The sequence below is a fragment of the Agrobacterium sp. InxBP2 genome (assembly GCF_026191755.1).
Lineage (GTDB): Bacteria > Pseudomonadota > Alphaproteobacteria > Rhizobiales > Rhizobiaceae > Agrobacterium > Agrobacterium pusense.
In genome coordinates this window covers 1-24,172 of sequence record NZ_JAINDY010000014.1, presented here as the reverse complement: position 1 = coordinate 24,172, position 24,172 = coordinate 1, and the positions used below count along the sequence as shown (strand labels likewise).

22 protein-coding genes and 1 pseudogene are annotated in these 24,172 nt (G+C 58.5%); 12 read left to right on the top strand and 11 right to left on the bottom strand.

Annotation, left to right across the window (positions count from 1 at the left end; translation table 11 throughout):
- Positions 1-371 precede the first annotated feature (371 nt).
- The 4 genes from K7A42_RS00445 to K7A42_RS00430 form a co-directional block, all read right to left on the bottom strand.
- Positions 372-785 carry a hypothetical protein gene (locus K7A42_RS00445; RefSeq protein ID WP_064263838.1) on the bottom strand — a complete coding sequence of 138 codons (414 nt, stop codon included), beginning with the start codon at positions 783-785 and terminating at the stop codon, positions 372-374.
- Between the two features lie 91 nt (positions 786-876).
- Positions 877-1,653, bottom strand: coding sequence for an SOS response-associated peptidase family protein (locus K7A42_RS00440; RefSeq protein ID WP_034499589.1), 777 nt, complete (start codon positions 1,651-1,653; stop codon positions 877-879).
- A 289-nt stretch (positions 1,654-1,942) separates the two neighbouring features.
- Positions 1,943-2,899 (bottom strand): DUF808 domain-containing protein, encoded by a 957-nt coding sequence (locus K7A42_RS00435; RefSeq protein ID WP_022557578.1) that lies wholly within the window; start codon positions 2,897-2,899, stop codon positions 1,943-1,945.
- A gap of 74 nt (positions 2,900-2,973) precedes the next feature.
- Entirely contained in the window at positions 2,974-3,939 is a 966-nt protein-coding gene (locus K7A42_RS00430; RefSeq protein ID WP_006699058.1) for a magnesium and cobalt transport protein CorA, read from the bottom strand.
- 674 nt (positions 3,940-4,613) lie between these two features.
- Here K7A42_RS00430 and K7A42_RS00425 point away from each other — a divergent pair.
- The 3 genes from K7A42_RS00425 to K7A42_RS00415 are packed head-to-tail and all read left to right on the top strand — an operon-like array spanning position 4,614 to position 10,064.
- Positions 4,614-5,378, top strand: coding sequence for an ImuA family protein (locus tag K7A42_RS00425; protein ID WP_006699057.1), 765 nt, complete (start codon positions 4,614-4,616; stop codon positions 5,376-5,378).
- Positions 5,299-6,810 carry a Y-family DNA polymerase gene (locus K7A42_RS00420; RefSeq protein WP_282454654.1) on the top strand — a complete coding sequence of 504 codons (1,512 nt, stop codon included), beginning with the start codon at positions 5,299-5,301 and terminating at the stop codon, positions 6,808-6,810. Before K7A42_RS00425 ends, K7A42_RS00420 begins: the two co-directional genes overlap by 80 nt.
- Positions 6,807-10,064, top strand: a complete 3,258-nt coding sequence (locus K7A42_RS00415; protein WP_034499591.1) for an error-prone DNA polymerase — start codon at positions 6,807-6,809, stop codon at positions 10,062-10,064. The genes K7A42_RS00420 and K7A42_RS00415 overlap by 4 nt, the downstream gene beginning before the upstream one ends.
- Before the next feature lie 368 nt (positions 10,065-10,432).
- On the opposite strand, the gene K7A42_RS00410 is transcribed toward K7A42_RS00415, so the two are convergent.
- Positions 10,433-10,843: a hypothetical protein gene (locus tag K7A42_RS00410; protein WP_051674319.1), complete on the bottom strand. Its 411-nt coding sequence runs from the start codon at positions 10,841-10,843 to the stop codon at positions 10,433-10,435.
- A gap of 488 nt (positions 10,844-11,331) precedes the next feature.
- The gene (locus tag K7A42_RS00405; protein ID WP_022557108.1) at positions 11,332-12,216 is read right to left on the bottom strand and encodes a DMT family transporter; all 885 of its coding nucleotides are present in this window, start codon (positions 12,214-12,216) and stop codon (positions 11,332-11,334) included.
- A gap of 157 nt (positions 12,217-12,373) precedes the next feature.
- On the opposite strand from K7A42_RS00405, the gene K7A42_RS00400 reads away from it, so the two are divergent.
- Positions 12,374-13,261 carry a LysR family transcriptional regulator gene (locus tag K7A42_RS00400; protein ID WP_022557109.1) on the top strand — a complete coding sequence of 296 codons (888 nt, stop codon included), beginning with the start codon at positions 12,374-12,376 and terminating at the stop codon, positions 13,259-13,261.
- Positions 13,262-13,442: 181 nt separating this feature from the next.
- Here K7A42_RS00400 and K7A42_RS00395 read toward each other — a convergent pair whose 3' ends face one another.
- The 3 genes from K7A42_RS00395 to K7A42_RS00385 form a co-directional block, all read right to left on the bottom strand.
- Entirely contained in the window at positions 13,443-14,420 is a 978-nt protein-coding gene (locus tag K7A42_RS00395) for an MBL fold metallo-hydrolase (protein ID WP_045535260.1), read from the bottom strand.
- A gap of 225 nt (positions 14,421-14,645) precedes the next feature.
- Positions 14,646-15,563, bottom strand: coding sequence for a LysR family transcriptional regulator (locus tag K7A42_RS00390; protein ID WP_022557111.1), 918 nt, complete (start codon positions 15,561-15,563; stop codon positions 14,646-14,648).
- Positions 15,564-15,641: 78 nt separating this feature from the next.
- Complete coding sequence (locus K7A42_RS00385; protein ID WP_064263835.1) at positions 15,642-16,298, bottom strand: TetR/AcrR family transcriptional regulator; 657 nt, start codon at positions 16,296-16,298, stop codon at positions 15,642-15,644.
- Between the two features lie 71 nt (positions 16,299-16,369).
- Here K7A42_RS00385 and K7A42_RS00380 point away from each other — a divergent pair, with 71 nt between their 5' ends.
- Positions 16,370-17,101 (top strand): SDR family oxidoreductase, encoded by a 732-nt coding sequence (locus K7A42_RS00380; protein ID WP_022557113.1) that lies wholly within the window; start codon positions 16,370-16,372, stop codon positions 17,099-17,101.
- Between the two features lie 140 nt (positions 17,102-17,241).
- The gene (locus tag K7A42_RS00375) at positions 17,242-18,222 is read left to right on the top strand and encodes a helix-turn-helix domain-containing protein (RefSeq protein ID WP_022557114.1); all 981 of its coding nucleotides are present in this window, start codon (positions 17,242-17,244) and stop codon (positions 18,220-18,222) included.
- A gap of 19 nt (positions 18,223-18,241) precedes the next feature.
- On the opposite strand, the gene K7A42_RS00370 is transcribed toward K7A42_RS00375, so the two are convergent.
- Entirely contained in the window at positions 18,242-19,177 is a 936-nt protein-coding gene (locus K7A42_RS00370; RefSeq protein ID WP_045535265.1) for a hypothetical protein, read from the bottom strand.
- A 236-nt stretch (positions 19,178-19,413) separates the two neighbouring features.
- On the opposite strand from K7A42_RS00370, the gene K7A42_RS00365 reads away from it, so the two are divergent.
- The 3 genes and pseudogenes from K7A42_RS00365 to K7A42_RS00355 all read left to right on the top strand — a co-directional run bounded on the left by K7A42_RS00365 (position 19,414) and on the right by K7A42_RS00355 (position 21,569).
- Entirely contained in the window at positions 19,414-20,163 is a 750-nt protein-coding gene (locus K7A42_RS00365; protein WP_022557116.1) for an SDR family oxidoreductase, read from the top strand.
- 72 nt (positions 20,164-20,235) lie between these two features.
- A complete protein-coding gene (locus K7A42_RS00360; RefSeq protein ID WP_022557117.1) occupies positions 20,236-20,784 on the top strand; it encodes a flavin reductase family protein in 549 nt (182 codons plus the stop codon).
- Between the two features lie 54 nt (positions 20,785-20,838).
- Positions 20,839-21,569, top strand: a pseudogene (locus K7A42_RS00355) (SDR family oxidoreductase).
- 76 nt (positions 21,570-21,645) lie between these two features.
- On the opposite strand, the gene K7A42_RS00350 reads toward K7A42_RS00355, so the two are convergent.
- A complete protein-coding gene (locus K7A42_RS00350; protein ID WP_022557119.1) occupies positions 21,646-22,110 on the bottom strand; it encodes an Rrf2 family transcriptional regulator in 465 nt (154 codons plus the stop codon).
- Between the two features lie 110 nt (positions 22,111-22,220).
- Between K7A42_RS00350 and K7A42_RS00345 the strand changes: the two genes are divergently transcribed.
- The 3 genes from K7A42_RS00345 to K7A42_RS00335 all read left to right on the top strand — a co-directional run.
- Positions 22,221-22,898, top strand: a complete 678-nt coding sequence (locus K7A42_RS00345) for a class I SAM-dependent methyltransferase (RefSeq protein WP_034499602.1) — start codon at positions 22,221-22,223, stop codon at positions 22,896-22,898.
- A gap of 38 nt (positions 22,899-22,936) precedes the next feature.
- On the top strand, positions 22,937-23,623 hold the full coding sequence (locus K7A42_RS00340; protein WP_045535270.1) for a glutathione S-transferase family protein: 687 nt from the start codon (positions 22,937-22,939) through the stop codon (positions 23,621-23,623).
- A gap of 297 nt (positions 23,624-23,920) precedes the next feature.
- Positions 23,921-24,172: AAA family ATPase (locus tag K7A42_RS00335; protein ID WP_282454653.1), on the top strand; the 252-nt coding region annotated here is incomplete at its 3' end.

The window sequence follows — 24,172 nt, the reverse complement described above, 5'->3', positions numbered from 1 at the left end:
TGTATTCGGTTGGTGACACTGCAAAAAAGTGTAACACGTCTCGTGGAGGAGTCGAGCGATTAGATTTCAAGGGTACGGAGTTGCAGCCCGGTAGCAGGCCGTCGCTGGCGGTCTGATGGCTTTTGAAGGCATAACTTGCTTGCGATGCGAGCAAAAAGAAACCCTCCAGAGCGGAGGGTTCGAAGGTGTGCAACCATGACAGGCTGCAAGCGCATGGACGGGGGAAAGACCATCCGCCTACCCAACCGTCGCTGTGATGATTTGTTCCGAAAAATTCGATCCTCAATTGAGGTTACTGGGGCGCTTGCAGCCGGCATGCTTGCACCACTGGTTCTCATGAATGCCCTTGCCGGCCTTACGGCTCTCAACGTTCATTGATGGGCGTCTCCGATTATATCGACTGGCCCTCCCGATGTTTCGATCAGCGGCCAGCGGACCTTCCTCTTCCATTCAGTCAAGGCATCGACGGGTGAGGTGCAGAATACCCACTCAATGAAAGCATCGGATATTTTGGGATGATCATAGAGGAGGGCGGCGATGCCTTTCCGGTCGCTGAACAATATCTCTATCCTCGCTCCCGTCGGAATGTCGTCATCATCTGCCCAGAGTTCCATGGCGGCATATCCGGAATAGGCAGTCAGGTCGGATTCCCGGTCGACTTCGGCGACCAGCCGTTGGTCGAGATTATCGTGAGTGGTTTTCCGCACGCCGAAGAATTGACCGTCCTCCAGAAATCTCTTGGGATAGACACCATGATTTTCGAGAATGTAAGGGCGGATATGCATCTTCCTTCTCCTCTCTCCGAACAGTTCGGCGGGTTTAGTCTCCTCATCGACAAGGCTGTGGCCCGGACAGTGGTGAGGTAATGGCCGCCGATTATAAAAGGCGTCCTTGCTCCTCCACCGGTTCTCCACTTTGCGAAACGATCGTTGATCCGTATGGTTCGCGTGACGAAATGATCAGCGCGCCGTTCGGGAGCGGGCGGGCGAGCTCCTTTGCCTCATTCCACGGAGCCCGCATCCAGACTTCGGTTTCTTCCTTCGTCAGCAGCAGGACCGGCATGGCCTTTTCATGGATCGGCTTCACGAGGTCATTCGGATCGGTCGTCAGGAAACCGTATAGGTCGTCGGTTGTGAGCCCATCCCTGACCTTGCGGACGCTCTTCCATTGCGGCACGTGGACGCCGGCAAAAAACATCAGCGATTTCGCATCATCACGGGCAAACCAGGCATTAGGCACATTGCCACCCTCCTGTTTGCTCATCGGATCCGGTTCGGCAAAGCTTGTGACCGGGACAAGGCACCTGTGCTCGACGCCGAACCATCGCGTCCAGTGAGGGAGATTGAGTTTGCGCACATTCGTCACGCCGCGGTCCGGTTCTATGCGGATAAGTTCATCCATATCGACGGCCTGACCTTTGGCCTTCAGTTTTCCCGCTCTCGCTTCCGCAGCTTTCTTCTGCACGAAAATCGGCGAGGGCAGGCCCCATCGTGCATGAACCAGCTGCTTCTTGCCGTCCGCCGTGTTTCGGACGATCGGCCCCATCTGGTCGGGGTTCATCTGATAGGCCGGCATCAGGTTGATCAGGCTTTCGGCGTCCTGGGCCCACTTCGAGACCCAGTCCTTGTCCTCCATCCGATAAAGGTTGCACATGCTGGCAGTTCCCCTTGGTCCGGATGCAATGTGTTCACCGCATCACGTGCGCTTCACTAGTGGAGCATATAAACGCGGGTATTGTCCTGCCGTTCCCCCATACCTGGTAGGAGCCAGTCGCACTTTGTCGTAAGCCGTCCACAAGCGCGGCCACTGTGGCGCCGGACATAACCCAATGCGGAAGGCCCTTGCGCCTCCGTCAAGTCTGGCAAGGTCCATCCAGAACGACCATAGCAGCTACACGTGCGTAATCCACCGCACCTGGTTCTATGAAACCAGCGACGGAACGCTAGCTGGTCCTAGTGTCGCCAGGAATGAGTTGCTTCCAGATGGACAGGAGCAGGATTGCAATTGCGCCTGTCGCAATGCCGATGATTGCCTGGGCCAAAGAGGTGGCCAGCCACTTGGTGATTTGCGGAAGAACCGCCACTGTGTGTTCGATATTAGATGCAAACGTTTCAATCAGATGCTCTGGTTGATGCAATCCAAGCCCTGCCAGACTGTGCACGATGATGCTTCCACCTACCCACAGCATTGCCGCCGTCCCGACGATAGCCAATGTCTTCAAAAGCACGGGCACGCCCTTCACGAGGCCCGCTCCGACTTTGCTTGCTAAAGGGCTTCCTGCCTTTGCCAGGTGCAGTCCCACATCGTCTGCTTTGACGATGATGGCCACGACACCATATACTGCAGCGGTGATCAGGATGCCGACGGTTGCCAGCACCGCAGCTTGCGAATAGATGCTCAATGTCGAAACCCCGGCAAGCGTAAGCGCCATAATCTCGGCTGAGAGGATAAAGTCGGTCCGGACCGCGCCGGAAACTTTGCGGTTTTCGAGATCCGTCGCGTCGAGCGCCGCGTTCTGAGCCTGATCGTGCTTGGTGACGTGAGGAAAGAAGGCCTCGTGAAGCTTCTCCGCGCCTTCAAAGGACAGATAAATTCCGCCGATCATGAGCAGGGGGGTAATGAGCCATGGAGCAAAATATCCAAGCACAAGACAGATCGGCAGGAGAAAGATCAGCTTGTTTTTCAGCGATCCGAGCGCAATCTTTCCGATGATCGGAAGCTCACGTGCAGGAGCCAGGCCAATAACATAGGTCGGAGTAACGGCAGTATCGTCGATCACGACGCCCGCCGCCTTCACGCTGGCTTTCGCTGTCTGCGTTGCGATGTCGTCCAACGAGGCAGCTGCGGCCTTCGCGATGGCTGCAACGTCGTCAAGCAATGCGATCAGTCCAGTGGCCAAATCCAACTCCTTTACGGCTTCAGTGCGATGCGATTTAGGCTGTGCGCTAGATAGTCTTGAGAGACGGGATTACACTACAGCCACCCTGTTTTTTTGAAACTGGAATACAGGATAGCGCAAAGTGTAAGAATGACACCGATTACGACATAATAGCCATATTCCGATTTCAGCTCCGGCATATGCTCAAAATTCATTCCATAAATGCCAGCTATCGCCGTAGGCACGGCGAGAATCGCGGCCCAGGCAGCAAGCTGCCGGGTGATTGTTCCCTGACGCTGCTGTTCCAGAAGGTTTGAGGCTTCGAACACGGAGGTGATGATTTCTCGCAGACCTGACATCATGAACTCGACGCGCCGAACGTGGTCGAGCACATCCCGGAAATAGGCCTTGGCATTGTCGTCGATACAGGGCAGTTCGAGGTTTGTCAGCTTGCCCACGACCTCGGCCATCGGGCCGAGGATGCGCTGAAACCGGATGACCTGTCGGCGCATGCGAAAAAGCCGTCTGATCTGCTCGCGTTCGAGAAAAGAGATCAGCATATGCTTTTCCATCTCGAGCACCTTGTCCTCCAGAGCCTCGACCATCGGAAGATAGCCGTCTACCACGAAGTCGATGATACCGTGCAGGACATAGTCGGGCCCGTGATCCAGGAGTTGTGGAGACTGTTCGAGCTGTTCCCGTAACTCCCTGTGTGAGCGTGCCGAACCATGCCGAACGGAGATCACATGGTGCCGGCCGACAAAAATACAGGTCTCGCCATAGGCAATCTTGTCTCCTTCGAGATGGGCGGTCTTGATGATGACGAACAGCTGGTCGCCATAGACTTCGACTTTGGGCACCTGTTTGCCATTGAGGGCATCTTCTACCGCCAATGGATGGAGATCGAACATCGACTTGAGGCATGCCATTTCATCGGGTGTCGGGTCGGCAATGCCGATCCAGGCAAATTCGCCGTCGGTCTCTTGGAACGGGTCGCCCGTCAAGGGGAGTTTTTCGGTGCGCTCGCCGAGCCGATAGATGTAAGAGGCTATAACTGTCATGAAGGTCGCTCTCTAATGGCAATGGCTTGCGATGTGGCACCCAGCTACAGCCGTGGCAAGAGGGCGACGCAAAGTCTAAATGCCAGGACTGTGTCGATAGGGCGTCATCAGCCACTTTGCTACTGCATCGAAGCAGGGAAACACTGCTGCAAATCTGAAGTTCGTTAAAGGGAAACGGGCTTCAAACTGATCTCGATGCGGAACAGGCACTTTAACGAGACGTTTCGACAGCGATGGAGTACGGCCAATGTCAGCTTCGTTCAGTCCCCTAACCGACGTGAGACGGGTCGCGCCCCGCAAGGTCTTCCGGTTCGAGATCCGCAGGATCGCGTTTCGTTGCCCGCAGAACCCGTTGAAAAAGAGAAATCCGGGGACATCGCGCTGTACCCAACGCCAATGCAATCGCCGCAACGTGCACTTTTCGCACTGGCGATACCCATGTCCGTCGCCGCCACAATACCGCATGGGGTCGACAATAGGCACATGCCAAAAAAATTCTTTGCTTCCTACGTGCTTGAATCTTTTTCGAATCTTCGACCTTGCTAATATTGGGATAATATTCCTCAACTTTGTAGTGCTTGACTCTTTTGCACTATAGGAACAAACAATGAACAGATAGCCCGTACGACATGACGTCGATCCTATGAACACGACCTTGAAGGGAGCCGTGAACGATGACTGCTGCCCGCCCCAAGGGGGTAACAGATCTGATCTGTGACTTGCGTGACCGCATCGCCTCGATGGAGGGCGCAGCCGCGAAGCGGCCCGGAACGCTCGCCTTCGGTGTCCCCAAGATCGATGCGGCCTTGCCTGGCGGCGGGCTTGCCTATGGAGCCCTGCATGAGTTTGCGGGCGGAGGATCCGGTACGGTCGATGGCGCAGCAGCAGCGCTTTTTGTGGCGGGCATTGCCGCGCGAACCAGAGGCCCGGTCATCTGGTGTCTGACGCGACCGGATCTGTTTTTTCCGGCGCTTGCTCAGGTAGGCCTCCATCCTGACCGCGTTATTTTTGTCGAGTCCGACAGGGAAGAGGATGTTCTGGCCAATATGGAGGAGGGACTGTCGTTCGGCGGTCTCGGGGCGGTCGTCGGCGAACTTGTCCGCCTGCCGATGGTCAGTTCCCGCCGATTGCAGCTAGCCGCCGAACGAACCGGGACGATGGCTCTTGCCGTCCGGCGATGGCGACGGCAGACCGAGGCGAATGATTTTGGCCAGCCGACGGCGTCAACAACCAGATGGCGGGTCAGTGTGATGCCATCGGAAGAGCTGCCGGTACCGGGGGTGGGCAGGCCTCAATGGTTTCTTGAATTGATGCGCGTGAAAGCGGGTGAGTGTGCTGAGTTTCTCGTGAGGGCGTGTGATGACAAGGGTCGTCTCGATCTATCTTCCGGATCTGCCGACGGATCGTATTCGGCGGGCGGATCCCTCCATTTCGCCTGAACAGCCAATTGCCGTGATCGCAAGAAGCGGGTCGAAGCGATGGGTTTCGGCTGCCGACCTGGCTGCCAGGGCGGCAGGCGTGCATGTCGGCATGCCGGCGGCAAAGGCGCAGTCGCTGTTTCATGGCCTGATGATGGTCGACGCCGATATCGAAGCCGATCGGGTAGCTCTCGAACGCATCACACTGTGGGCACTAACCATCTATTCGCCGATCGTCGCGATTGACGGGATCGACGGCATCGTGATGGACACCGAAGGCGCCGACCACCTGCAGGGCGGTGAGCTGCCAATGGTGACAAAGATCGCCAACCGGTTTCTTGGCAGGAAGCTGACTGCCCGCGTGGCGGTCGCCGACAGCTGGGGTGCAGCCCATGCCTGCGCCCGCGCCATCAACCGCGAGACGATCGTCATTCCGCCGGGTGAGACAGTGCAGGCCGTTGAAAAGCTGCCGATATCGCTCCTGCGTCTGCCGGCAAAGATTGTCAGCGATCTCCGCATTCTCGGATTTCAGACGATCGGGGAGCTTGCCAATACCCCGCGCGCGCCGCTGACGTTGCGCTTTGGACCGGAGGTTGGGCGCCGTCTCGATCAGATGCTCTGTCGCATCGCCGAGCCTATCGAGCCGATCCGCACGCCTGAGCTGGTCGAGGTTTCGAAAGCCTTCGCTGAACCGATTGGCGCAGCGGAGACCATCAACAAATATGTCGGCCGCCTTGTCGTGCAATTGGTCGATGAACTCCAAAAGCGGGGGCTCGGCGTGCGTCGGGCTGACCTGATTGTCGAGAAGGTCGATGGCACCAGACAGGCAATCCGCGCCGGAACAGCCAAGCCCGCCCGCGACGTAGCCTGGCTGACGAAACTGTTTCGGGACCGGACGGAAAAGATCGAGCCGGGTTTCGGGATCGAGAGGCTCACCCTTGTTGCGGTTCTGGCCGAGCCATTGGAAGAGGCGCAGAAAGTCTCTGCTCTGGTCGAGGATGACGTCACCGATGTGACGCCACTGATCGACATCTATGGAAACCGCGGCCAGCGGGTCTATCGCGTCGCACCGGTTGCATCCGATGTGCCGGAACGTTCCGTCCGGCGGATCAGTCCCGTTGCTGAACCGATCCCTGTTGCCTGGGTGAGCCATTGGCGCCGTCCAGTCCGGCTTTTGCCACGGCCCGAACTGATCGAGGCGATTGCGCTGATGCCGGACCGCCCGCCGGTCTCGATCGTCTGGCGCGGCAAGCGCCGTAAGGTCAAACGCGCCGACGGCCCGGAACGCATCTTCGGGGAGTGGTGGCAGCGCGACGCCGAAATGGACGCGGTGCGGGACTACTTTGTCATCGAGGACGAGGCAGGCGAGCGCCTGTGGGTGTTCCGCTCCGGCGACGGAGTGGATCCCGAGACCGGGTCCCATCGCTGGTTCTGCCACGGGATCTTCGCATGAGCTACGCCGAGCTCCAGGTCACGACCCACTTTTCCTTTCTGCGCGGCGCCTCCTCTGCACAGGAGTTGTTTGAGACCGCGAAACAGCTCGGTATCGACGCAATCGGCGTCGTCGATCGCAATTCGCTTGCCGGAATTGTTCGGGCGCTTGAGGCGTCGCGCGCCACCGGGTTGCGCCTGGTCGTTGGCTGTCGTCTCGATCTGGCGGATGGCATGTCTGTGCTGGTCTATCCGATGGATCGCGCTGCCTATTCGCGCCTGACGCGCCTCATCACGCTGGGAAAATCGCGTGGCGGCAAGAACAACTGTATCCTGCATTGGGACGATATCGTCGCTTACGCCGAGGGCATGATCGGCATTCTGGTACCTGATCTGCCGGATGCCACCTGCGCCTCGCAGCTTCGCAAGATGGCTGAGCTGTTTGGTGATCGCGCTTACGTCTCTCTCTGTTTGCGTCGGCGACCGAACGACCAGTTGCGGCTGCATGAGATTTCCAACATGGCGACGCGGTTCAAGGTCAGAACCGTCGTCACCAATGATGTGCTGTTTCATGAGCCGGGCCGGCGGCAATTGCAGGACATCGTCACCTGTATCAGGCACAACACCACGATCGACGATGTCGGCTTTGAGCGCGAACGCCACGCCGACCGCTACCTCAAGCCACCGGAGGAAATGGCACGCCTGTTTCCGCGCTACGCGCAAGCACTCGCGCGAACCCTGGAAATCGTGCGTCGCTGCAAATTCTCGCTCGAGGAACTGACCTACCAGTACCCGGAGGAAGCCATCGTGCCGGGCAAGGATGCTCAAGGATCGCTCGAGCATTATGTCTGGGAATGTGCGCCCGATCGTTATCCGGAAGGCCTGCCACCGGATGTTTTAAAGACCGTTCGGCACGAGCTCGATCTCATCCGCACCATGAAATACGCGCCTTACTTCCTGACGGTGTTTTCGATCGTCCGTTTTGCCCGAAGTCAGGGCATTCTCTGCCAGGGCAGGGGATCTGCGGCCAACAGCGCTGTCTGCTATATCCTTGGCATCACCTCGATCGATCCCTCGACCAATGATCTCCTCTTCGAGCGCTTCGTCAGTCAGGAACGCGACGAGCCGCCGGATATCGATGTCGACTTCGAGCATGAACGGCGCGAGGAGGTCATCCAGTGGATCTACAAGACCTATACCAAGGATAAGGCGGCACTCTGCGCAACCGTCACCCGCTACCGGGCCAAGGGCGCAATCCGCGATGTCGGTAAGGCGCTTGGCCTGCCTGAAGATGTCATCAAGGCGCTGTCATCGGGCATGTGGTCCTGGTCGGAAGAAGTTCCCGACCGAAACATCAGGGAACTCAATCTCAACCCCAATGACCGGCGTCTGGCGCTCACCCTGAAACTCGCGCAGCAGTTGATGGGCGCGCCTCGGCATCTGGGTCAGCACCCCGGCGGCTTTGTCCTCACCCATGACCGGCTAGACGATCTCGTGCCGATCGAACCGGCGACGATGAAAGACCGGCAGATCATCGAATGGGACAAGGACGACGTTGAGGCACTGAAGTTCATGAAGGTGGATGTCTTGGCGCTCGGGATGCTCACCTGCATGGCCAAGGCTTTTGATCTCATCCGCGAGCACAAAGGGCAGGATCTTGATCTCTCGAAAATCAGCCAAGAGGATGCGGCGACCTATGCAATGATCCGCAAGGCTGACACGCTCGGCACCTTCCAGATCGAAAGCCGTGCGCAGATGGCGATGCTGCCGCGGTTAAAACCGCGCACGTTCTACGATCTCGTCGTGCAGGTGGCCATCGTGCGGCCGGGCCCAATCCAGGGTGACATGGTGCATCCCTATCTCCGTCGTCGCGAAGGCAAGGAGCCCGTCGAGTATCCGACACCCGAGTTGGAGGCGGTGCTCGGCAAGACGCTGGGCGTGCCGCTGTTTCAAGAGTCAGCGATGCGCGTCGCCATGGTCTGTGCCGGCTTTACCGGTGGTGAGGCCGACCAGCTGCGCAAATCCATGGCGACCTTCAAGTTCACCGGCGGCGTCTCGCGCTTCAAGGACAAGCTGGTGTCAGGCATGGTCAAGAACGGATATTCGTCCGAGTTCGCCGAAAAGACCTTTTCGCAGTTGGAAGGCTTTGGCTCATACGGCTTTCCGGAAAGTCACGCGGCCTCCTTTGCGTTGATTGCCTACGCTTCGAACTACATCAAGTGCCATTACCCCGACGTCTTTTGTGCAGCCCTTCTCAACAGCCAGCCCATGGGATTTTATGCTCCGGCCCAGATCGTCGGAGACGCGATCAAGCATGGCGTCGAGGTGCGGCCGGTCTGCGTCAACCGCTCGCGATGGGACTGCACGCTGGAAAGGATTGGAGGCGGCGATCGTCATGCTGTGCGCCTCGGGTTTCGGCAGGTGAAAGGGCTGGCTGTCGCGGACGCCGCACGGATCGTTGCAGCGCGCATGAACAACCCGTTCGCCTCAGTCGATGACATGTGGCGCCGGTCCAGCGTGCCGACCGAAGCGCTTGTTCAACTGGCAGAGGCCGACGCCTTTCTGCCATCGCTGAAACTCGAACGACGCGATGCGCTCTGGGCGATCAAGGCGCTGCGCGACGAGCCCTTGCCGTTGTTTGCAGCCGCAGCCGAACGCGAGGCGACGGCGATTGCCGAGCAGCAGGAGCCAGAGGTGGCGCTTCGGCAAATGACGGACGGCCATAACGTCATCGAGGACTACAGCCACATCGGGCTCACTTTGCGCCAGCATCCTGTCGCCTTTCTGCGCAAGGACCTGTCGGCACGCAATATCATTTCCTGTGCCGAGGCGATGAATGCCCGTGATGGGCGGTGGGTTTATACCGCTGGACTCGTGCTGGTGCGGCAGAAGCCGGGATCGGCCAAGGGTGTGATGTTCATCACCATCGAGGACGAGACCGGACCGGCCAACGTCGTTGTCTGGCCCACCCTGTTCGAGAAACGCAGGCGCATCGTGCTGGGATCTTCGATGATGGCGATCAACGGACGGATTCAGCGGGAAGGGGAGGTCGTCCATCTCGTCGCCCAGCAACTCTTCGATCTCTCAGGCGATCTGGTTGGCCTTGCCGATCGAGATACGGAGTTCAGGCTGCCGGCTGGTCGCGGCGATGAGTTTGCCCACGGAGGCAGCGGGCCGGATTCACGCGATCGGCCGAAGCCGGTCGTCCCAAGGGATATGTTCGTGCCTGATCTCCATATCGAAACGCTCAAGGTGAAGAGCCGGAATTTTCAATGAATTATTGCCGCGCGAAAATTTCCTGCGAACAAACCCGGCTATCGGCTGCGGCGTTTGTGCCTGAAAACCTGCTTGTAAGCTCGACGCCTGCGATGCCAACGCCGCCCATGGACACCTGTAAACGATCCTGGCGCAAAGCGATGGCGGCCTCCGTACGGGCTCCAAGACTCTGCGGACGGAGCCTGTTGATCCTTGTCTTTCGTCTGTTATCGAAGGCGCAGCAACTCTCCTGTTGCGATGAAAGCACTTAAATTGCTACTGCGGCCAGCTGCGTGGCGATGAAAGGCGTCCTTCATCCACCTACGCCAGCCGTTAAACTTCAGGCCAAGGCCTAAAGACAATTCCGGTCGCTGCCTTCCTGGGAATCTCTAAGCCGCAGCGACATTGACCCGGACATATCCCCGATCCTTGGCACTCAGCCAAGAAAGGTCGGATTTACCGGCCTGACGGAGATGCTCGGCGGCCCTCAAGACAAGTGGGTGATCCAAATCACTTTTCTTCAGCCGGCAGCTACGCTCACCCCTTGCCCAACCGATCAACTCTGCCTTGGTCGGCTCATCGATGTAGGCACGCGCCGTCAACATCATCACCCCATCTGAAAATAGATATACGTCGTACTCGTAATGGTAGGCATAGAACCCACCTTCGTCCGGCTCAGAAGCGTCAATGTGACGGGAGACCTCCACCTTGAATGGCCATGGGGACGCATTGCGCCGGAAGAAAGACACCCGCCACAAGGCGACCCTGACCCGATAGAAGAGTTTTTCGAATATGAACAAATCAGCACACCAGCAAGCCTGCCCTCCAGACGGAGTTAATGGAAATGGTCCGGCCGGAAGGTGTGTCAATGATAAGTCAAAACGAAGCCAGAAAGTCCAGACCAATCTATTCCGCAGCGCGCCAGGTCGTCCCGCTTCGTTCAGGATCCTGTGTGCAATGATTTGCTATGACATGACGTGCCGGTCATCTACCGGGAAGAGCCCTTTGTCGATGACCTCAATAACGTCCAGACCTTCGTGTTCGAGTGTATACACGTCGTCGCGGCCGGCGTCCCTTTGCGGCTTGCGTGGATTGCACGACGCCCGGATCGATACGCGCCGCCCAGTTTCGCGGGACGCCGGTTCGCATCCGCTCAAGGCGTAACTTCCCCTTCTTGACTCAAAATTGTCATTCTACATGGACAACCTGTTGAGCCTCCCCGGGCTACCCTTCGAAGAGGTGGCATTGGTTGCTCCCTCAACCCCTTTTGTTCGAATTGGGCTGATACCTACGATCGCGATGTCATCCAAACGCCGACCAGCGTCACCGCAAGTCCCATGAACATCGCGATCGTTAGAGGTTCTGAAAATAGTGCCCAGGCCCATAGCATCGTCACCGGTGGGCTGAGATAGATAGCAGCGCTGACCTTGGCCACCGGGAACAGCCGCAGGCTGGTGTAATAGACGGCGTAAGCAAGGAAGGTCGCGATCAACACGAGCCAGATTATCCCGAGCGCAAACTCGACGGTCATCGGCGGCGTAAGGCCCCCCTGCGTCGCCGCACATGCCCCGAACAGGACCGATCCGGTCAAGGTTTGAATGCAAAGGATCTGATGGATAGCAATTGTCTGATGTCGACGTCTCCTATGCAGCACCGAGGCGACCGCAAAGATGAGCATCGACCCCACAGTCACGCCGTATGCCCAAAGCGGAGCCGAACCGATACTGAGGCTGTCGATGGACACGATGAGAACGCCGACGACGGCGATGGCTGTGCCTATCCACTGCCTTGGTGACAGACGCTCCCCGAGAACGGGTTGGGATAGGGCGGCGATCGCGAGCGGCAGGAGGTCGGAGATCAATGCAACGAGACCCGTGGGAACCCTCTGCTCGATCGCGAGCGCAAAGCCACCGAGGTAAAGGAAAACAGACATGATGCCGAAGAGGGCCTGATCCCGGATCACCCTCAAAGACAGACTTGGTCCGATCGAAAGTGCAAAGGGAAGCAGGATCAGACCCGACAGGAGCGTCCGCCAAAACAGGAGAAGCATGACGCTGGCTTGCTCATTCGCGTAACGGATGCCGACGAAACCCGAACTCCAGCCGAGGATCAGCAGTGTCGCCAAAAAGGGCCAGAGCAGAGGGTGCCGTTTCGGCGCTGCGGAAGTGGCCATGGCGCCCTCTGGGTATCTTTACGCGGGAATCGTAGGGCCATCTCTCGCAAAGCGCACATGACAAATATCGATGACGCGATGACATGTCTGAAATTTGTGTCATCTCAAAAGCCAATTGTGGTAGGGTAGTTTGCGAACAAATCGAGCGGAGAGGGCGTTGAAGGAAGTCAACGGACGCAGACTGGAGATCGACTCATTGCGGGCGCTTTCGGCGATCCGAAAACATGGCGGCATCACCAAGGCGGCTGTCGTGTTGGGGCTTTCACAGTCTGCGGTGAGCCACAAGATCAAGCGGCTGGAGATCAGCCTCGATTGCGAACTGCTCGGCCGCAAGCCCGGGGGGCCAATATTCACCGCCGCCGGAGAAGACCTTCTCGATTACGCCCGCCGTATTCTGGAGTTGCATGACGAAGCCTTGCTCAGCCTCTCGAAGACGCCACTGGCTGGACGGTTGGCGCTTGGCCTGACCGAGGATACGGCCTGCACCGATCTCGCCCGCATCCTGGGCCGGTTTCGGCGGCTACACCCCAACGTCACCGTTCGCACGAAAGTCCGCATGAGCTTGGTCCTGCGCGCCATGCTCGAACGGGGTGAGCTCGACGCCGCGATCATCCAGGTCTTCAGCCATGAGGTCCGCCCAACGGACATCGTGCTGTTTAGGGAGCAACTGCACTGGGTCAAGCATCCAGAGTTGGTGCTGGCGGTCCACCGCCCGATCCCATTCTTGTCGTTCGATGACGAATGCTTTTACCGACAGTGGGCGCTCGACATCGGCCAGGACGACGCGGTGCTTGAGACAGTCTTCGAATGTTCGAGTGCCGCGGGGATCGTCTCCGGCGTCAACGCGGCCATGGGCGTCGCCTTGTTGAGCGATCGGCATATCCGCGGCGAGATGAAAATCATGACAGAACGGCTTCCGCAGCCGCCCGCATTAGCCTACATAGTGCGTCGATCGCGTAAATTGAGGAATGCCGCCTTGGACAGCCTCGTGGCCGAGATCAAGAGGGATACAACTCGACAGGGCGGATTGGCGCTTGCGAGTTGATCTCCGCGAGATGTTTTCATGGTTCGCAATTCCTATCTCAGGCGCGGCCCTCGGCGGGGTTAATTGGAGGATCGTTTCACATATGGCAAGGTGAACTTTCCCACTCTAGCGAAACGTAGCTAAGAGGGCCGGTAAGAACAGACCGGCACCCTCGTTACTACTTATTCATCAGAACCGCTTTTTAGTTGCCGGCGCGGTTTCGGTATTCGAGGGGATGCCAGGAGAACGTATCCGGCCCTTCTGAACGAATATAGCCAACGCCGGGGAAGGGGATATGCGGGGCCGCCACAAGTTTGCGATGTTGAGCGAAATCTTCGAAAGCTTCCTTTCGAGCTAAAGCGGCCTCTTGAGGTTTGACATCATAAAGAATTGTTACGTTCGGGTCTGGAAACTGCACGGCCGCAACATGGATCACGTCGCCAATGAAAGTGATGGATTTTTCTCTGCTTGAGACGATAAAAAAGGCGCTGCCCGGTGTATGCCCGGGGTGAAGAGACGCCCGCACGCCCGGCAGGATCGTTTCGCCGTCTCCAAAGGTTTTCACCTTGCCGAGCCGCTCATAGGCACCGATCGTTTTTGCTGCTTCGTCAAAATAACTCTCAGGATATACTGCCTTCTTTGCGTTCGACGAGTCGAGGAAGAAGCTCAGATCCGGCGCGCCGACGTGCACGGTGGCATTGCGAAACGCGGGTTGACCATTTCGCACCAGACCGCCGGTGTGATCGGTGTGGATGTGTGTAATGAGTATGTCAGAGATGTCATCAGCTTTGACGCCTACACTTGCAAGGCTGTCCAGTAGTTTTCCGCCATTCCCCGGACCAAACAAATCACCGGAGCCGGTATCCACAAGAATGTTTTTGCCTGGGCTCTGGATCAGAAATGCGTTGATGGATGCTTCAACAGGGTTCGCCAGGAATGCCTTATCAAGCAGCTCCGTGGTATGGGACTGCGACGTGCCGGTCAGCAGCTTGTACAGGTCCTGGGGCACAGTTCCATCTGAAAGAGCAGTGATACGGATATCTCCCAGGGGAAAACTATAACTGTCTGTAACCTGCTGATAGTTTGCAATAGCAGTTACGTTCTCTCCGGCAAACACAGGAGCAGATAATGCTGCGGCGAATGCTGCAGCGGCGAAAATCACGGGCATTTTTATGCGCATCGGTTTATTTCTCTCAACGTGGCTGTCGAATTGATGACGTCGAATTGGACGACCGACACCATGTGCATGTGTTGACTTATTGCGCCGAGACCGGGAGTCGTCCGCGGCGTCAACACCGGGTCATTTGGTGGGGCCGTTCGGAATATTTGACAGATCCGGGCAGGACGCCAATCAGAACCGGCGATGCGACCTATCGCTGTAAATGATCATAGAGGATCACCGGACTCAGGATGTACCTGCAGATGAGTCAGCCACGATGGTTCGCAGCCATTGGTGCGCCGGATCCGACGTCATGCGAGGATGCCAGAAATACTTAAGAGCAAACTCGCCGAGTTCGATTGGCGGCTTGAACAGATCAAGGCTATGCGAAAAGCGCTCCAGCAGGCGCTTTGGCAGCGTGCAAAGGCAGTCCGTTCCGGCGACAATCAGGGGCGCGAGCGCGTAGCTTTGCACCGAAACAGAAACTCTTCGACTTTTACCGTGCTCAGCCAGAACCTCATCGATCACGCCTGAAAACATTCCCCCGTTGGACGAGATTAATAGATGCTCATGGGCGCAAAACTCGTCGAGAGACAATGGTCCTCGGCCACGCGGATGACCTATTCGCTGGGCGGTCACGAGCTCGTCGGTGAATAGCCTACGGCCGATCAGGTCCAGAGGTGCATCGTTTGCAGCGCCGATATAAAGGTCAACATCGCCGCTCTCTAACTGCCGTCCTATGTGGCCCCGATCCGGAAAAACAAATCTGATGTTGATACCGGGAGCCTGCTTGTGAACGAGCGAAAGAAGCTCGGGAGCGACGATGGCCGCGGGATTGTCGGATGCCGCGATCGTGAACATCCGATCGCTTGAGGCTGGATCGAAAATATATGCCTTTCGCCCGAACTGCTTGAGACGTTCAATGAGTTGATCAAGCTCGGGTTTGAGCGCCAGCGCATGGGGCGTTGCGACAATGCCCCTCCCGGTCGAAGCTGGAGTAAACAGCGGGTCGTTCAATAGATGCCGGAGCTTGTTGAGACGACCCGACAGTGCAGACTGCGTGATGTTCAATTTTGCTGCAGCGCGTGTCACATTCTCTTCTTGCAACAACGCATCCAGTGCAAGGAGGAGGGCGATCTCCAATTGTCCGACGCGGTGTACCAAGAGCAGGCTCCTAAACTTCTATGTGATCACGTCCAAAAATAGCCAGGGTGTGAAGACGGTGGTAGCCAACCGCGATCATCAAACCACTTGGATCGGCGCCTGCATCTCACCGCCTGCCACAGCGAGGTAAGCGAGACACATGCGTTTCATCTCATCACGAATGGCGTCCTGGTCCGAAGGTGGAAGGTTGCGTTCGAAGACATTCCTGACCGTTCCGAAGATGACGGATAGAAGTGTCAAGTTGACGAGACTGATATCGCTGTAGCGAGCATTTGGGGCGCTTAACAGCATCGCCTTGGTCGCGGCATCCATGCGTCTTGCGAACGCATCAATCAACGCCTCATTGTCCAACTCGACCGAAGAGCTGTAGAGCGCGCGCGTAACATCACTGCGCTCCATTTTTGCTTCCCAGTACGCGGTAATGAGCGCCTCGACCATTTCAGCGGTCAACCGGCCATGAAGCTTGCGGCAGGTCATTTCCACTCGCTCTGCCAAACTGTCCAGGTAGCGTTCGTTGAGCGCGTAGAGCAAGGACTGCTTGTGCGGGAAGTATTGGTACATGGTGCCGACCGAGACCCCGGCGCGCTCGGCGACCCGCGTGGTCGTCAGACGATGTGTTCCCTCCTTGATCAAAACCTGAATGGTGGCTTCGAAAATCGCATCGATTGTCGAGCTGGAACGGGCTTGACGCGGCGTTTTGCGGGCTTTGAGATGACGTGGTGGGGAGACGTCCATATGCGAATCCAAAAGGCGAATGATTCTTCATATATTTAGCCGTGCATGCTCCCAATATGCAAAGGTGATTTATGATGGATAGAACGAAAATCGCGCTCGTGACGGGCGCCAATAAAGGCATCGGCTTTGAGATCGCACGGCAACTTGCGCAAGCCGGTGTCATAGTGTTGATGAGCGCCCGCGACAGGGCGCGGGGATGGGCCGCGGCGGATGAACTGGAGCGAGGCGGCCTCGCGGTGGAGCCGATTGTCATTAATGTGAATGACGAAAAGACCATCTCCGCCGCTTCCGAGGAGATCGCAGCGCGGCATGGCCGGCTCGACATTCTCGTGAACAATGCCGGCATCGTCGACGGCGCGGACGGTCCGCCGACGCTTGGAACTGTCGCTGCGGCCCGAAGGTTGATGGAGACGAATTTCCTCGGCAGCCTAGCCGTCACGCAGGGCATGCTGCCGCTGCTGCGCAAATCCGCGGCCGGTCGCATCGTCAATGTGTCCACGACGCTCGGCTCACTTCAGGTCAACGGCGATCCGACATCGCCCTATTACGAGGCGCGGCTGATCGGCTATAATGCCTCCAAGGCGGCGCTGAACATGCTGACAGTGCAGCTTGCAGCGGAACTCAAGGGCACGTCTATTGCCGTGAATTCGATTGCGCCGGGCTATGTCCAGACCGATCTCACCGGCGGCAATGGCTACCTGACTCCGGAAGAAGGTGCGCGGCTGCCGGTGCAATATGCGCTGTTGGGCGATGGCGCCGTCTCCGGCCAGTTCGTCGCACCGGAGGGCCCCGTCGCCTGGTAATTGTGCCACGCCAGGGCCGGCTCTTGCCGACCCTACCAATCTCGGACGTCCGCCGACCTGGCCGCAACAAGTCTCGGACTTGCGCATTAACCGGCAGCACGCTGGTGGAAAACAGACCGATCGCACCAAGAGAAGAGGCCATGACCGAAATATCAGCTCCTGCCCTTTCGGAGGCGTTTGGCGCCGTCAGACCCGTCTGCGAACGTGCGCCTTTGCCGGAAAAGACTGTGCCGGAGCGGACGTCGCCACGCGGTCTGGAGCAGTTCATCACCGGCCGAACGCTCCTCACCGGAGACAGTCTGGCGTGGAACGATCTCTTCGTCCAGATCTACACGCGGCAGCAAAATCAGGACGCTTTTCTGGTGCCGGCAGTTGCCGAGCCGCTGATCGTCTGGATCATGTCGGGCGAGGCGGTGGTCGAGGAACGCGATCTGGATGGAGACTGGTCGAGCGCTCATGTGAAGGTTGGCGATTTCTTCCTGACCCGCACGGACCGGCCCTACGAGATGCGATGGCGCGCCATGGGATCTGATCCGTTTAAGGTCATGCATCTCTATATGTCAGTCCCCCTGTTCGAGCGCGTAGCCTGCGATGTTCTCGGCTGCGTAGCAGCGCCAGCCCTGCGCGATATCTCCGGTGGGCGAGACCAGCAGCTGACCCACTTTCTGCAGCTCATCCATCATGAGCTTGTGTCGGAAGGCAAGGGTAGCCAACTCTATGTCGAGGGGATGGCGCAAAGCCTTGCCGTGCATCTGATCCGCAACTACGCCGCCGGCGCGAGTGAGGAGGGGCGGCAGGCCGCGCTGCCCGGCTACAAGCTGCGGCGTGCCATGGCGCATCTCGAGGAACATCTGGCCGAACCGTTTAACCTGGCGCAACTTGCGGCCACGACCGGAATGAGCGAGTTCCATTTCAGCCGCCTGTTCAAGAAAGCAACCGGCGTCTCACCCTCGCGCCATCTCATTCGCCAGCGGATCGCCAGGGCACAGCAGCTCCTGCAGGAAACGGATCTCAGCATTATCAGGGTCGGTATCGCGGTCGGTTATTCGAGCCCGAGCCATTTCGCCCAGGTATTCAAGCGCGAGACCGGCTTGCTTCCGAGCCAGTATCGCAAGCGCTGACCGCGTCGCTGCCCCGGTATCACATCTCGGGCCGGGCCGGTGGAATGAGCATGCGCGACCTGTTATCCCATCGCCAGCAGGTGTGACCCTTCAGTTGTGTTCCGCCCCACCATCGATTGATGCCGCGGACCTTCACGATATCCGTTTCGCCGGCGAGTACGCTGCGGCCCAGAGCCGTCAATGCCAGCTGGCTGTCGCGAAAGGCGTCCAAGGCATCGACATCATCGGCGAAGTCGTCTTCGCCAAGTCGCCCGTTGAGGCCCTCGATGAGCGGAGCCGCGCCGGAGGCCAGGGAACCGAGCAGCGCAACGGTCTGCGGGAGCGCGATCAGCGGTGACGGAGATTGGGCGAAGACGCCCGCGATATCACCGACTCGGCGTGGCCTGGCGACGATAGTCTCCAGAACCAGGTGCTCGCACGCGCCGAGGCCGGTATCGGCGCGCGGAAGATCGTCCAGCAGCGCGTCCCACGCCTGATGCATGGCGGGAAAATGGGCCAGATCCTCAGGCGAAAGACTCAACCACGCCTCGGGCGACGGAGCGGCATAGGCGGACCAGATTGCCCTTGCGGCGGTCATATGCGCGTCATCCACTTCGACCGGTAGTGCCACGGTATCGGGCGGCGTACCGCTATCCACATGGGCCCATCGCAACGGTCCATGCCGGAGATGGATCTTGCCGCCATCCAGCCCGGCGGCACAGGCCCTGGTCAGTAGTAGGGCCATGAGAAGCTGACTGTTAGGATCGGGGTCGACGTAGATCTCTACGCGATCGGCGGCATCCAGGCGGGACAGGACGCAGGTCTCATCCAGCTTCGCGCCCTCGGATGCCAGGGGCGTACGGATCAGCCGGAGCGGCAAAGAGACGATCTGCGGCTGGGATGTAGAGCGTGAATGATGTGCCTTGAGATATCCGGCAGCGCTGTCATCGGAGGTCAGGCAAAGTAGATTTTGCATGCCTTCAGTTCCTTATCCTCGCAGTTCATTCCGCCCGCTTGCAGGTGCAGAGCGGCCCGCCTCTTTGCCTCCCGGAGCTACGCATAACACCATCTCCTGGCGATCGCGAACTTTCGCGCAAGATCGCAATAGGCGGAGCAAGAGCACGAGAGAAGGGGCCTGCCATCCGCCCCATCTTCTTCCTTGTCAACACGCAACCGCCGCCTGATCGGTGGCCAAGACAAGGAGTGAAGACGATGACTAACCTCAATGGAAAGATTGCACTCGTAACTGGCGCCTCGAGCGGCATCGGCGCTGCCACCGCCATCAAGCTCGCGAAGGCCGGAGTCAAGGTCGGCATTGCCGCCCGCCGCACCGAAAAGCTCGAGGATATCAAGCAGCAGATCGGAGCCAACGGTGGTCAAGCTCTGGTTCTGCAGATGGACGTGGTCGATCCGGCCTCGGTCGAAGCAGGCGTCAAGACGCTGATCGATACCCACGGTGCAATCGACATCCTCGTCAACAATGCAGGCCTGATGCCGCTCTCCGATATCGATCAGTTCAAGGTCAATGAGTGGCACCGGATGGTGGATGTGAATGTGAAGGGCCTGTTCAACACGACGGCCGCCGTCCTGCCTCAGATGATCAAGCAGCGGTCCGGGCACGTCTTCAACATGTCCTCGATTGCGGGTCGCAAGGTGTTCAAGGGATTGTCTGTCTACTGCGCCACCAAGCATGCAGTAGCCGCCTTTTCGGATGGTCTGCGCATGGAGGTGGGGCCGAAGCACAATATCCGGGTTACCTGCATTCAGCCGGGTGCTGTCGCAACCGAGCTCTACGATCACATCACCGATCCCGGCTACCGCCAGCAGATGGATGACCTCGCCGGCCAGATGACCTTCCTCAATGGTGAGGACATCGGCGACACCATCGTCTTTGCTGCGCAGGCCCCGGCGCATGTCGATGTTGCCGAGCTATTCGTCCTGCCCGTGGAACAGGGTTGGTGATGCACCGCCCTTTTGGCCCCTGCCATTGCGCAGGGGTCCCGAAGGAAATCCAGATGCCCGAAGGAGATCGAGATGAAGGAACTACCCGCATCGCAGGTTTATCGCCTGCTTGAACCTGGCCCGATCGTGATGGTATCGACGCTCGACAACGGCAGGCCCAATGTCATGACCATGGGTTTCCACATGATGATTCAGCACGATCCGCCGCTCATCGGATGTGTGATCGGCCCGTGGGATCACAGCTATCAGGCGCTTCGTAACACCGGTGAATGCGTGATCGCCGTGCCCGGACTGGATCTGGCCGAAACCGTCGTCGATATCGGAAACTGTTCCGGCGCGGATGTCGAGAAGTTCGAGAGATTTGGCCTCGAGACCAAGCCCGCGGAGCAGGTCTCAGCTCCGCTTCTCGAAGATTGCCTGGCCAACATCGAATGCGTGGTAATCGATGACAGGCTGCTCGATCCCTACAACCTCTTCATCCTTGAGGCGAAGAGAATCTGGCTCAACGAAAGCCGGACGGAACGGCGAACCCTGCACCATCGCGGGGATGGGACCTTCGCCGTCGACAACGGCACGCTCGACCTGAACCACCGTATGGTCAAGTGGCGTCACCTGCCGTGAGCACCGTGCGCCAGGCCGTTGCCTCATTTGAAACCACCATGGAAGGAATATCCGATGACGAACATCGCCAACAAGATCGTCCTTATCACCGGAGCGAGCAGCGGGATAGGCGAAGCGACCGCGCGCACTCTCGCCACTTCAGGCGCTGCCGTTGTGCGGGGGGCAAGACGAACGGATCGTCTCGAAAAGCTTGCCGAGGACATTACCGCTGCCGGGGTAGGGCAATCTACAGAAGCCTTGATGTGACTTCTCGTGAGAGCGTCCGGTCGTTCGCGGATGCGGCAGCGCAGGAGTTCGGCCGGATCGACGTGATCATTAATAATGCCGGCATCATGCCGCTGTCACCCATGGCATCTCTGAGGGTGGACGAGTGGGACCGGATGATCGACGTCAACATTAAGGGCGTCCTGCATGGCATTGCAGCGGTTCTGCCATTGATGAACAGGCAGGGATCCGGTCAGATCATCAATATCTCGTCGATCGGCGGCTTTGCCGTCTCGCCGACGGCCGCCGTTTACTGCGCCACCAAATATGCAGTTCGCGCGATCTCGGACGGGCTGCGCCAGGAGAACGACAAGCTCCGCGTCACCTGCATCTATCCAGGTGTGGTGGAATCTGAACTGGCCAACACGATCACCGATCCGGTGGCGGCGCAGGCCATGGAGAGTTATCGCCAGATCGCTTTGAAGCCCGAGGCGATAGCAGCGGCCATCATGCATGTCATAGACCAGCCTGACGAGGTGGACACGAGCGACATCGTCGTTCGACCGACGGCCAGTGCCTGAAACCCGGCACCTCATCCGGCTCTGCTGTGGTCCTGCAGCATCGCTCGCGTTGTGACGCACGCCGATGCGGGTCTACTCAGTCCCCGTGCGGCGTGGCGGACACGGTACTGCCGCAAGGTGAGGATATAGCCTTTGCCTGAGACGGCATCAGTTGATCGAGCGTCACCTGGCCAAATCGCTCCAGCAGCAGGCTTTCCGCCCGCCGCATCGTCTCCGCCAGCGCCGAATTGACGGCCTCTTCGATCTTGCATTCCGGATGCCTGCCACGCGAGCCGATGGCAAAGAGCGTTGGCCGCTCCAGGGCTTCATAGACGGCTAAGAGCGTGATCTCCTTAAGGGGCCGCGCAAGTTGCCAGCCGCCGCCGTGCCCCTTGCCCGACATGACGTGACCGGCGCGACGCAAACCCGCCATCGTCCTGCGGAATACCGCAGGGTTGGTACCCATACTTCGGGCCAGAACCTCCGATGTCAGCGGTTCCTTCACCTGCGCCATGTGCAATAGCACATGCAGCACGTCAGAAAGTCTCGTATCCCTGTTCATTGCCCGGCCTCGGTCCATGCGATCATCATCCTGCACATCATGTAGCACCACTTGATACAAGAAGCGAAAGCATGTTACGTATCCTCAACTGATACAGAAACCGGTTTGTCATGCGCAGCAATCCCAATCCATTCCCCAATCCGGCGGCCGTGAGCGACTACGTTCTTGAGACGCCGCGCAAGGTGCCAGGGCTTGCAGACCTTCACAAAATGGCAGCGCTGCTTCTTGCCGAACAGGCGCGGGGTCCTGCCGATATTCTCGTCGTGGGTGCCGGCGGCGGCCTGGAGATCCGGGCAATGGCGGAGATGCGACCGGACTGGCGATTTACCGGCGTCGATCCCTCGCCTGCCATGCTCGACATCGCTCGACAAACGACATCGATTTGCGCCGAGCGAACGCATCTTATTCACGGAACGGCGGTTGATGCACCCGCCGGTCCCTTCGATGGGGCAGTGTGTCTCCTGACACTCCATTTCCTCGATAGGCGTGAGCGGCTGGAGACTCTCCGGGAGATCCGCGGGCGTCTGAAGCCGGGCGGCGTTTTGGTTGCTGCCCATCACACTGAGATCGATGGACAAGCGTACCTCTGGCTGGAGAGATCTGCGGAATTTGCCGTGGGCCCGACTTCGGCGCCCGGACAGGCAGCAGCCTCGGCCAAGGCGATGGCCGAGCGGCTGCCGCTGCTTTCGCAGGACCGGGAAGAAGCGTGCTTTCGCGAAGCGGGCTTCAAGCATCCAAGCCTGTTCTACGCCGCTCTTTCGTTCCGCGGCTGGGTCATGATCGCCTGATGCTGCGAACAACGCCCTGTCGATAAGGAGGGATCAGCTTGATCGAAATCTTCAATTTCGCCTTTGGGCCTTATCCGCAAAGGTTGAATATCTACCTGGCAGAAAAGCAGCCTGGGGGCGTCGCCATGACAGTGTATGCGCAGCCGGATACGCTTGCAAACATGCCTCCGCCCGAGATCGGGGCTCTTACTCCCATGGGATCTCTTCCCATCCTGAGGCATGCCGATGGCACCGTCATCGGCCAATCGCTGGCGATCCTCGACTATATCGAGGACACAATTCCGGATCCCGATATGCGGGGGAAAACGCCGGCTGTGCGGGCGAAGGTGCGCCAATGCGTTTACATGTTCGATGAGCCCCTGACATTTTTCGGTCTTTGGGCGCGCCACGGCAGTGTGCTTGGGCAAGGCGCGGTGCGATCGAGTCGGGAGGTCGCCGAAATCGGCGCCGACCGGTATATCGGGCAGTTGCGGCTTGTCGAAAGCTTGATGCCCGAAGAGCGGTTCATTGCCGGTCAATACGTCACGCTGGCTGACTGCGTGGCCATGGCGACGCTGCAATACGCGAGCGATTTTTACGCCGTACCGATCCCGCCCGAGTGCGTTAAGCTCCAAACTTGGTTCGATCGTTTCAGTCAGCGCCCCAGCGCCAAGCGGCCATCCTATCCCGAGGAGCAGCGGGGGAAGGCATTCGGCTTGATGGACCAGACCGGTGTCCGGTTTTAACGTGCGTCCCGTCCTTAGGATATGCTTTAGGCGGCTGAAAACACAATGCAAGCAGTCGTTTATGGTGACCGGACATCGGTTCGATTCCCATCAAGAGCAAAATACGATTTGAATCCTCACTCCAACACGCCTCCGCTCACTCTTCTCGATAGCTGGCTCGTCCCCATCAAGTTTCCGAAACGGACGGCAGTAAGTTCCGGATTGGACGAAGTTGCAATCCGAATTGGACGCATGTAAACTCCGACCTGAACGCATCGGCAATCCTAGAATTTGGTAGCGATCAGGAGGAGAAATAGATTGAAAGGGGAAAGTCCTTCTGACCTCCTTTATCCGAGAGGCGCAGCCGAGCGAATTAGGGTCGCGCTCAAAGATACGCCAGTCGTACTTGTGAACGGACCGCGGCAGTGCGGCAAGACGACGTTGGCTCGAACCCTGCTCCAGACAGATCGTCCGTATTTCACGTTAGATGACGAAACGACCTTACTATCAGCAAAGACCGATCCAGTCGGCTTCGTTCGTCAGATTGATACTGCCATCATAGATGAGGTG